The sequence below is a fragment of the Colwellia maritima genome (assembly GCF_022669015.1).
Classification (GTDB): domain Bacteria; phylum Pseudomonadota; class Gammaproteobacteria; order Enterobacterales; family Alteromonadaceae; genus Colwellia; species Colwellia maritima.
This window is the reverse complement of the sequence record NZ_JAKKSL010000001.1, coordinates 765,957-777,031: the sequence shown is the minus strand read 5'-3', so window position 1 is coordinate 777,031 and position 11,075 is coordinate 765,957. Positions and strand designations below refer to the sequence as shown.

At 36.4% G+C, this 11,075-nt stretch carries 10 protein-coding genes; 8 read left to right on the top strand and 2 right to left on the bottom strand.

Annotation, left to right across the window (positions count from 1 at the left end; genetic code table 11):
- Positions 1 to 86 precede the first annotated feature (86 nt).
- Together L3081_RS03910 and L3081_RS03905 are read right to left on the bottom strand one after the other, a co-directional pair.
- Positions 87 to 884, bottom strand: a complete 798-nt coding sequence (locus L3081_RS03910) for a Wadjet anti-phage system protein JetD domain-containing protein (RefSeq protein WP_242283637.1) — start codon at positions 882 to 884, stop codon at positions 87 to 89.
- A 76-nt stretch (positions 885 to 960) separates the two neighbouring features.
- Entirely contained in the window at positions 961 to 2,292 is a 1,332-nt protein-coding gene (locus tag L3081_RS03905; protein ID WP_242283636.1) for an ATP-binding protein, read from the bottom strand.
- A gap of 314 nt (positions 2,293 to 2,606) precedes the next feature.
- Between L3081_RS03905 and L3081_RS03900 the strand changes: the two genes are divergently transcribed.
- The 8 genes from L3081_RS03900 (at position 2,607) to L3081_RS03870 (ending at position 11,027) form a co-directional block, all read left to right on the top strand.
- Positions 2,607 to 2,894: a helix-turn-helix domain-containing protein gene (locus L3081_RS03900; protein WP_242283635.1), complete on the top strand. Its 288-nt coding sequence runs from the start codon at positions 2,607 to 2,609 to the stop codon at positions 2,892 to 2,894.
- Complete coding sequence (locus L3081_RS03895; protein WP_242283633.1) at positions 2,881 to 4,203, top strand: HipA domain-containing protein; 1,323 nt, start codon at positions 2,881 to 2,883, stop codon at positions 4,201 to 4,203. Before L3081_RS03900 ends, L3081_RS03895 begins: the two co-directional genes overlap by 14 nt.
- Positions 4,204 to 4,470: 267 nt before the next feature.
- Positions 4,471 to 5,538, top strand: a complete 1,068-nt coding sequence (locus L3081_RS03890) for a DNA cytosine methyltransferase (protein WP_274620317.1) — start codon at positions 4,471 to 4,473, stop codon at positions 5,536 to 5,538.
- Positions 5,531 to 6,052 carry a DNA cytosine methyltransferase gene (locus L3081_RS26350; RefSeq protein WP_274620316.1) on the top strand — a complete coding sequence of 174 codons (522 nt, stop codon included), beginning with the start codon at positions 5,531 to 5,533 and terminating at the stop codon, positions 6,050 to 6,052. Before L3081_RS03890 ends, L3081_RS26350 begins: the two co-directional genes overlap by 8 nt.
- Positions 6,049 to 6,735 (top strand): DNA cytosine methyltransferase, encoded by a 687-nt coding sequence (locus L3081_RS26345; RefSeq protein ID WP_338027252.1) that lies wholly within the window; start codon positions 6,049 to 6,051, stop codon positions 6,733 to 6,735. The genes L3081_RS26350 and L3081_RS26345 overlap by 4 nt, the downstream gene beginning before the upstream one ends.
- Positions 6,736 to 6,748: 13 nt before the next feature.
- Entirely contained in the window at positions 6,749 to 7,279 is a 531-nt protein-coding gene (locus tag L3081_RS03880) for a hypothetical protein (RefSeq protein ID WP_242283629.1), read from the top strand.
- A 154-nt stretch (positions 7,280 to 7,433) separates the two neighbouring features.
- A complete protein-coding gene (locus L3081_RS03875; RefSeq protein ID WP_242283627.1) occupies positions 7,434 to 8,498 on the top strand; it encodes a hypothetical protein in 1,065 nt (354 codons plus the stop codon).
- Between the two features lie 30 nt (positions 8,499 to 8,528).
- Complete coding sequence (locus L3081_RS03870; protein WP_242283626.1) at positions 8,529 to 11,027, top strand: DUF2357 domain-containing protein; 2,499 nt, start codon at positions 8,529 to 8,531, stop codon at positions 11,025 to 11,027.
- Positions 11,028 to 11,075 lie beyond the last annotated feature (48 nt).

Genomic DNA, 11,075 nt, shown 5'->3' with positions numbered 1-11,075 from the left:
CTATTTCAGAATAGCAAAAGCCACCGAGTCGACTAAAACGAGCTTTTTAAGGACAAAATTGAACTGATGTGACATGGTGTAATTTCCTAATCAAAAGCTAATATAGCTTCTTGTTCCATAAAAGCGGTTTCTGACAGTAAAAGTGAATGCAATGCCATTAAATTTAAGGCTTTTGCCTGCGCCAATGCCTTAAGATATTGGGTTTTATTGGCAGGTTTTTTTTTGAAATATCGCTTCATGGTATCTGATGTTGGTTCTAAAAATGTCACTTTGTTTCCTAACATATTCTTTAAGGCTTTAAATATTTTTAAACCACCCAGATCATAATCAAAAAAGCATAAAACAGACTGGTATTCACTTAAAAAGTTTTTATTTAAATTGTGGGTTACTTGATTGCCTGAGCCATAGATTAGATCAGTGGTTTCCAATGATATCTGCAAACCAAAAATGCGTTTTAATTGAGCAAACAACTGAGTTTTAGCAAAAAAAAGCTCGGCATTTTCAACAATCAGTGCCTGCGATTTAGGCTTAAACAAACAATGCGTTCCCGTTTTGCTCATAATAACCGTTTCAGGGTGAATTGAGCTAGACTTTTCATGGTATGCCAATAAAAAACTGGTGGAAGTGGTTACTTTGTGTGAATTTCCTTGGGTGGTAGCTTCAACACGGTTTTTAGGTTCAATAGTTAACTGTGCTAACTTCGTCTTAATTTCATCACAGCTAAGAGTCACCACAGACAAACCGCCTTTTTGGCGTTTTACTCTGGCATGATTTCGTACTTCATCCTGTAAATTTTCAGGCAACAATGCTAAAAACTTAGCAAAATTAATCGCTTCACCGCATTCTATTTTTACTAGGTATTTTGAAATTCTTTTATCGAACATTGTTTTAAGCCGCCACTTAACCAAATATAAAACAGAGCATTGAACAGAATAAAATTTTTTTACACGAACGCATAAATTATCTCCCTAAAAATTCTTCTATTTTACTCACATAGTATAGTGGTAGCACTATAGCATTTGAATTTTCTAATGAGCCCCTAGAGCCGATTAGTTTTATTGTTTTCTCTGGTTGGTAGCGCTGTTTATAAACATCAAGGGATTTAGCTCGCGTTCTTTTACCACTTTTTACTTCTATTGGATAAATATTACCATTATCCTGTTTAAACAAGAATTCTATTTCACTGCGAGCATATTCCCACGAATAGGTTGGGTTGCCATACTTTGCAACAAGCTCATTTTGCACAAAGTTTTCAGCGATATAACCTTTATAGTTAAAACCCTGATCTCTGTGTTCTCTGTAAGTAAGGCCTAGCATGTTACCTAGCAAGCCTATATCAAATAGAAACAGCTTAAAGATATTTTTTTTAGCTAAGGTAGGTAGCGGCGAGCTTGGCTGACAATCAATAGGATGACATTTAGACAGTAACTTACATTTATCTAGCCAATTAATTGGTCCTGCCAACTCTTGATATCTTGTTTTTTTATGAATAACATCTTTAAATTTAAAACGCTTAACTGAGTCATCAATATTTCGTGATAATTGAATGGGTATATTATTAAATACAGCCTCTATATGTTGGGCTACTATTTTGTCTGTACCCTTGTCAAAATACTTACCAAAATCACGCTCATAGCCGACTATCAATGATGTATGTATTTGATCAACTAATTGCGTTCTTTCTAAAATACCCGTATCGCCCTCACTTTCAAACCATACGTTTACTGCTTCTGGCATTCCCCCAACATAATAATAATCAAGCAACAAACTAAATAACTTATTATGCACTACTGCCGTCATTTTGGTTTGCTCAAATGCTTTAATCAACGAGGTTTGTTTTGATGCCCACAAAAACTCTTCAAACGTAAGCGGATAAAGCTCGAGAAGTTCTACTTTTCCCACAGGGAAAGAGCCTAATAAGCCAATGTTAGAGCCTGATGCACATATAAACATATCGGCACATTGCTCAGAAAAAAACTTTAACGAGTTAATTGCTGTTTGGCACTCACCAATTTCATCAAAAATAATCAACGCCTTGCTTCTATCAATACTCGTGTTGAATTCAAGTTCGATATTATCTAGGATATCTTGTGGATTTAAAGAACCATCAAAAAGATCCACTAGTGCGGGCTGTTCTAAAAAATCTAAACGAATAACTTGTTCGAAGTGCTCGCCAAATATCTGCTCTAAGAGAAATGACTTTCCTGTTTGCCGCGCGCCATCAAGTAAAATAGGCTTACGATTGCTTTGATTTTTCCACGATATTAATTTATCAAGTAATAGCCGCTTCACGTTAACCACCGTATAAACAAATAAAATTATAGTAACAGAGTATAGTAAACAACACTTTAATGCGCAATAAAATGTAATATATTCACACTTTAATGCGCACAAAAGTGTGACATATGGTGTTTTTTAGTGCAAATAAATGCTGAACAGCTAATACTAAGACTTTCAAATACATTAAAGTCTTATCATTAAATCCTATGGTAATAGGATTTAATATCAATATACTTTGAAACACTGTATAATCCTACTTTATCAGGATTATTGCCTAGCTGCACATTATGCTATATATTAATCCTACTTAAATAGGATTAATAATTATGGCAAAACGTATAATTGCGACAAAAGCACCGAACAATGATCTTCCCGTCAATATGGTACGGTTAGGAGAGTTTGTTCGATTCAAAAGAACGTCTTTAGATATGACGATTGAAAATGCAGCTAGCCTGTGTGGTGTATCAAAACAAGCCCTCAATAACATTGAATTAGGCATGGATTCAGTAAAACTAGTCACCTTATTTAAAGTTTTGACCCAATTAGGAATATCACTATGGTTTGAAAATCAAAGTGCTTTAGATAAGAAGGAGATAGATGATGAGTGGCTCTAGTTCATTTCCTTCAATATCCATATTTAGTCAATCTGAAAAAGTTGGTACGCTCGCGTTTATTGAATCGGGAAAATGCACTTTTTTGTATGATGATTTTTGGAAAGCCAATCGATTTCCTATTTCACCGTGCATTCCATTTGATACGGAACTATCTTCCCAAACAGTTATTAACTTCTTGAGAAATTTATTTCCAGAGGGGGATGCTTTTGATCTTTTATTAGCAAGTCAAAATCTATCCAAAAATAATTTATACGCAATTCTTATTACAATAGGCATGGACACTGCGGGAATTTTGTCTTTTTCTGATATTAAATATCAAGAGGAAGAAACAATACTTCGTGAAGTTAAAGAACAAGAGTTAATTCAAAAGCTATCGTCAAATAATATTCAAGCATTGATCACTTGGGATGGAAAGTATCGTTTATCTGTCGGCGGGGTTCAAAATAAGTTGAATGTATTGATCAATTCCAATAATAAATTCATGTTGGCAAACGGAAATTACTCAAGTACACACATTTTAAAGTTTGCTTCCCAAAAGTACAAAACTATTGTGGTCAATGAGCTATTCTGTATGAAATTAGCTAAAAAGGTTGGTTTAAAAGTCGCTAATGTTTCCTACAGAAAACTTGGCGAACATGATACTTTGATTGTTGAACGGTTTGACAGAAAAATTACACCGACAAGGGTTAAAAAGCGCCATATCATTGATGCATGCCAAGCATTAGATATGCCTCCTGAATATAAATATGAACACAACTTTGGCGGTGAGCATGTTCAGCATATTCGAGATGGTGTGAGCTTTAATAAAATATATGAATTCGCCAAAACGTGCTCAGTTCCGGCCACAGCGATACAAAGCCTAATCGATTGGATGATATTTAACTTAATTATTGGCAATAGTGATGCCCACGGTAAAAATGTTAGCTTTTTTGTCGGCGCTAGCGGGATAACTATCACGCCATTTTATGATCTTGTTTCTGTCACCTATGAAGCAACCAAAAACCAAAAAATAGATACCTCATTAGCAATGGCAATTGGCGATAATTTTAATATTACGAGCATCACCGCCTACGATTTATTATCACTTGCTGATGAAGCAGGTATCTCATTTAGTTTTTTGAAGAAAAGAACAGCAAATTTATCAACGCTTATCATAAAGACAATAGATAACATAAATTTTGATGAGTTTACGTTGGATAAGCTAAGCTTATTGATTATTAAAGAATTAAAAGCGTTGGTGACACAACAGGCTAATGACTTATTCGATGAGACATTAGAAATGGATTCAGTTGCTAAACACGCATTTTAGCAACTCAACAACTCGCTTGAGAAACATCACTAATTAAAAATCATACTAGCTGTTCGGTTGAACGCAAACAGTAAAGATTATTAAATTAACTTGCTCATTTATCACCAGTTGATACCATGCTTCATTTAGCTTAACGCGCTTAAATCGATAGCTAATGTGTCGAGAACGCTAAGTAATCAAACAAAGACATATTAATTGGGCGACTGAATGTGAAAAACATAGTACCCAAAAACTTTTCATCAAGAATTTTAGTAGTAATAATAAGTAATGAAAGATAAAAAATATTTAGTTGATTTATTCTCTGGTTGCGGAGGCTTGTCATATGGTTTTGAATTGGCAGGATTTGAATGTATTACAGGAGTTGATATAGATGCCCCTGCCTTGAAAACATTTACACATAATCACCCACACGCAGCTCCTTTACAGCTAGATTTATCAGAACCAGAGAGTATTGATGTTATTGTTGAGGTAATTAAGAAGCGTAAGGTAGAAGTTATTGTCGCAGGACCGCCTTGCCAAGGCTTTTCTTTGACAGGATCTCGCAATGAAAATGATATACGTAATAAGTTATTTTACTCAGTATTTAAACTTGCCGAGCGTCTAAAACCCAAATATATAGTCATAGAGAATGTTCCAGGTATTGCTAATTTATATAATGGTCGTGCCCGAACAGCCATTTTAGATGAGTTTAAAAGGCTTGGATATGCAGCATCAGAAAAACTAATGTATGCGCCTGATTATGGCATTCCGCAAATTAGAAAAAGAATGTTCTTCGTGGGTGTTTTAGGTGAAAACACATTCACGTTTCCTGAACATAGTCACTCATCAGATACATACATTACTTGTGAGCAAGCGATTAGTGATTTACCTAGTTTACTTAATGACTTAGGAGCGGAGAAGTCCGAGTATCAGAACCCACCTCAAAGCGAATATCAACGCAAAATGAGAAAAGGTGCAAAATTACTAATGAACCATGTAGGGACAAAACATACAGATCTTGTTGTTTCTGTGATCAAGCAAGTTCCTGAAGGTGGCAACCATAAAGATTTACCTCCTGGAGTCGGAGATTCCCGTAAATTTAATGAAGCCTGGACAAGATACCATAGCAAAAAACCATCAAAGACTATTGATACAGGACATCGTAATCATTTTCATTATAAGTGGGATCGAGTTCCATCAGCGAGAGAAAATGCGAGGTTACAGTCATTTCCCGATATATTTGAATTTGTAGGCCCAAAAACTCAACAGTATAAGCAGATAGGTAATGCTGTACCACCACTGCTTGGGTTTGCTTTAGGCCGGCAGATAATTCAGCAAGAGAACAATAATGTTTAATACTATTGATTTATTTGCCGGATGTGGCGGTTTAACTGATGGTTTTAAACAAACACAATTTTTTAATATGCTTGCAGGGGTTGAGTGGGATAAAAATGCAGTACAAACGCTAAGAAAACGATTAAAGGATAAATGGCACTACCAAGATGCAGAAGAACGTATTATACATTTTGACATACAAAAAATTAATGAATTAATCAATGGTTTTGAAGATCTTGATGGCTATACTTCTTCCGTTGGACTTAAACAGCTAGTTGGTAACGCAACTGTTGATGTTGTGATTGGCGGACCACCTTGCCAAGCATATTCAGTAGCAGGAAGAATTCGCGATAAGAATGGCATGCATGATGATTATCGTAATTATTTATTTGAGTCTTACATAAATGTGGTGAAGACATTTCAACCTAAAGTATGTATTTTTGAAAATGTTCAGGGTATGTTAAGTGCCAGTCCTGGTGGAGTTTCAATTGTTGATAGGGTTACGGGAGCATTTAATGCGGTGGTTATTATATAACGACCAACTTAAAGGCAGATGCTTTATTCGACACATCTGATTTTGGCATACCTCAAAAGCGATTAAGGTTGATTATTATAGCTTTAAAAAAATCAGATTTTTCTAATTGTGAAAGTAAAATGAAAGAGTTTTATAATCATTTAAATAGCTTTAAAGTTATTGAAAAATCTACAGTTGAAAATGCACTCCGGGGACTCCCAAAAATATATCCGCTCAAGGAGCCTGAGAAGCGTCGTTCTCATTTTGTTCACAAAAAAGAAAATATTAAAGATCTTACCTGTCATGAACCTCGCTATCATAACCTGAGAGATGTAGAGATATTTAAGTTATTGGCAATGGATATAAAAACTAAACAAAATAAATATATACATGCTGATGCTTTAAAGGCACTTTATACAGAAAAAACAGGGAAAATATCGGCAGTTCACAAATATCACGTTCTTCGTGCTGACTTACCAAGCAATACAATACCCGCCCATCTCTATAAAGATGGTTTGAGACATATTCATCCAGATCCCGAACAAGCAAGAAGTATTACGGTAAGGGAAGCGGCACGACTGCAAACTTTTGATGATGATTTTGAATTTTTAGGTGGAAATGGCGCAGGATACAAAATGATCGGGAATGCTGTTCCTCCGCTATTTGCAATGAAAGTAGCAAAAGCATTAAGTAAAATATTATAAAAGGAAATTAAAAATGTCTGAATTAGTATGGATTCATCGCTTCAATAGTAATGAGTTAGGTCTTCGAGGTGCAGGTGGGTTTTGTCTTGTTCCTGTTGATGCTAGGGTTATTTTTTTCCCCAATAGAGATTTTAGCGTTAATCCTGATATAAGTGAAACTATTCACTTAACATACATTTCAAGCGGCGAACAAGTTGATTTAACATACGGTAAACCACCATCTAAATCTGAGCACCGGTTATCTTTAACAGGCCCAATATTAAAAAAACATATTGGTGATGAGACTTCAAATTCAGACATAAAGCCTGGAAAAATAGGTTGCTTTTTTAGAAAGGGAGATGAGATATTCTTATCTATCACTGACGCTGATAGCGCATATGGGAAACTTTTAGATTTATTTCCCACTAGAGGAAAAACGAATAACTTAGTAACCCAAACAGTACTAGATTCGCAGCAGCAAAATAATAATAGGAATTTTAATTCTTCAGGTATAAGTTACTTGTCCAAACCTTTCCTCCTCCTCGGGTATTTCAGGCACAGGTAAAACGCGTTTTGTACGTGAACAAGCAAAAGCAACAAACCAGTTTAATAAAACTTATTGCTTAACCTCAGTAAGACCCGATTGGCATGAACCCAGTGATTTATTAGGCTATATCTCAAGATTAAAAGGTAATGCCGAATACGTTACTACCGATGTATTGCAATTTATCGGTAAAGCGTGGCGCGGTATTGCCGACAGTGGTTTAACAATTACTGCGCAAAATATTGATGAACAAGGCAAATGCTTGGTCGTAAATGGTGATGGCGAGTCACTTAACGGCTTGTTACCTTATTGGTTATGTTTAGATGAAATGAACCTTGCGCCAGTTGAACAGTATTTTGCCGATTATTTATCAGTACTTGAAACCCGAGAATGGTGTTGGAACGATGATTTGTTTACTTACCGCTGTGATCCGCTATTAAAACCTTCAGTTTTATCACTTAAAGACAAAGATGGGAATATTGATACAGCGTATAACACACAACTACGTAATAGCCTTGGTTTTGAAGAATCAAAGTATGACGGCTTATGGTCGCTTATTTGCAAATTCGGCTTAAGTATTCCGTTTAACTTAATGGTGGCGGGTACGGTAAACATGGATGAAACCACGCATGGTTTTTCACGTAAAGTAATTGATCGCGCGCTTACTTTTGATTTTGGTGAATTTTTCCCGAATGATTACAATCAATTTTTCAGCCCTGAAAACAAAGATAAAACTTTAAGATTCCCAATTTATTCGCACGCTAAAAAAGAACATCTAACTAATACCGTGGATAGTGTCAAGCAACGAAGTATTAATTTTCTTACTGCGGTTAACGAAGTACTCGCCAATACCCCATTTCAATTAGCGTATCGTGCCTTAAATGAATTGTTGTTGGCTGTTATTAGTGCCAATCCACAAGATGAACCAACACTTAAAGCTGTTTGGGATGATTTTTTAATGTGTAAGGTATTACCGCGCATTGAAGGCGATATAGATAAGTTAGGCAACGAACCATCCTTAATAGAACAGCTTGAGAAAGTATTAGCAGAAGATCAACTTAGTGATATTTGGCACCAAGAAAAAGAGTCTGCTACGGCTCGTCCTGATTTGTTCCGTGAGCAAAAAGAGGGTGCAGATGATGCTGCCAAAGTGATTCGCATAGGCTGTCGCAGCAAAGCTAAAATAACGTGGATGCAAACACGTTTAAGTAATGCAAGCTTCACTAGTTTCTGGCCTTAAGCGCTGAGCTTATACAAGGAACCGTAAATAATGCCTGAACTATTACGAATAAAAACAGCAGATTATCTTTTTACTGTTAAGGCCGCCTCTATTGAAAAAAGGCAACAGGTATTAGCACAAACCTTGCTTAATCGCCGTAGCGCAAGTGAAGAATATAGTGTTAAGTTAATGCCGCCATTAACGCTTACTGAAAGACCTAGCGTTTATGCTGACGGGCAAGTGAGCTTAAATCTTACTGAACACCAACTGATAAACAATAATCAAATAACTTTACTTGAGCCGCTTTTTTTTGAAAATACGCTGTATCAGTTTGAGTGGATATTTTTAAAAGCGGTCGAATCTGCACAATTGACTCATCGCTCTCAAAGTGTGTGTGAATCTTTTATCTTTAGTCCTAGCGAAGAAGGCATAAATGCCCGCCTCACAGGTAGCATCAATACGGGTAATAATGTTGGTTGGATTCGCCTACCTTTGTCGTATCAATGTGTCGGCAACAGCACTGTTAACAATGTTATTCAAAATACGTCTTTTGAAATATTACCGACCAAAATGGCACTGCATCAAGACTTACCCGTTATGTATCAAACCATTGATCACACTTTTCCGTTGTGGCGTTTCAGCTTAGTTGAAAAAACAGAACAAGATGCTAGCAAAGGTAATACTCGCGGTAACTTTCCATTAATGTGGTTGGCAAATTTTAGCCAATTGCGAACGCGTTTTGAGCAGGGCTTAAAAGTTATTTGCCAAGCACCACATAGCCGTTTACAACCAAAAGTTGCACACGTTAAAGTAGCCAAATTAAAAGGGCGTGTTCCCTATAAATTAGGCGAGCGCGTTAAGCAAGATTTTGCTAATGGTCAATTTGATAAACATTACCGTATTGATAAAAAACAGCTAAGTGTTGATACTTTTGAAAACCGTTTTATTAAAATGGCGGTAACGAAAAGTAAACAACAATTGGCGAGCCTAGAACAACGTTTACGGCTGAGTAACCAAGTACCTGATAAGCAAAAATTATCAGTTGCATTTTTAAATGAGCTGAACAATTGGCAAAAACCACTACAAAAAGTGTTAGATCAAAGCTTTATTAAAGAGGTTGGCAAGTATGCAGGGCTTAATCGTGAGTCGTTGGTATTGCAGCAAAAAACGGGCTACAGCGCGGTATATCGCGTATGGCAAGAGTTGAAATTCTATTTAGACGTATTTGGTGATCAGTCTAGCTTGTCGATTAAGTCAGTGGCTGATATTTATGAAATCTGGTGTTTTTTGTGTATTAAGCAAATTCTAGAGCAGCTTGGTTTTGAGCAAACATCAAAAAAAGTGGTACTTACGCAAAATGAATTTTTAGAGTACCAATTTAAAGATGGATTAAAATGCGCCTTTCATTTTGAGCGTAATGATGGTGTAACAGCAAGATTAGCCCATGAACCAAGGTTTGGTAAAAAATCAAACCCTATACGCACTTATATGGTTAATCAAGTGCCCGATATTGTATTAGAGGTGACAATACCTGCTGTCAGTGTTGAGCAAAAGCAGAAGCAATTTATTTGGTTATTTGATGCAAAATACCGTATTAAAAGTGATCAAAATCGTTTTGACGATACAGACACTGATGTTACAGACCATGTGCCTGACGATGCGATAAACCAAATGCATCGCTATCGAGATGCTTTGATTCATTTGTCAGCAAAAAATGAAAAACCGAGTAAGAATGATGTTACGGATGATGTTACGGGTGATGTAAAACAGTGCAGTAAAAGCCGCCCTGTCTTTGGTGCTTTCGCGCTTTATCCTGGTTATTTTGATCAAGAAGCTGAAGCTAACCCTTATGCAGATGCTATTAATGAAATAGGTATTGGTGCATTTGCTTTATTACCAAGCGAAGAAGATCTATCTAATCAACAAAACGGCCATACATGGTTGTTTAATTTTCTAGAAGAACAAATAGGTAATAGCTCATTGCAATCAGTTACGTATGGAAAAAGTAATATGGCTGAGCAGCTATACGTACAAGAAGCAGCACGTATTCCTTATCACGGCATGAAGCAGGTACTTTATCCTGACTTAACCATGACTATTGCGTTAGGTGCTCAAAAAGGACGTAACGATGAATACTTTAATGGTTTTGAGCAAGGCACTGCGCAGTGGTATCACACTAAACAAGCACCAATTGACACTCTTCATGCCAACGTTGGTATGCATGTTGTTGAAGAAATTCGTTATTTAGCGCCGGCTTCTACCTCAAAACAAGATTCACATTTCAAAGAAATAACCAAGCTTTGGCCAGTTAAACAGGTAAGTTTATTGCCCCGTTATGCCATTACTGAACAGCAGTCTGGCACAGCGTCTAGCTCAGATGAGCTTTATTATTTATTTGAGTTAGGTAGGCCGTTAACCTTGCAAACTCCAATAACAAACGTGCCACAACGTCGATTTTTTGACTCAATCAAACTCACCACATTGAATCAATTAGAAAATATACAGGTGTTTGGTGACGTTGAGTGGGTGTATAAAAAACAAACACCTTAAAGGTGCGCAAATAGCCAACAAGCTCTGCGTTCATCCAAATGGTTAATG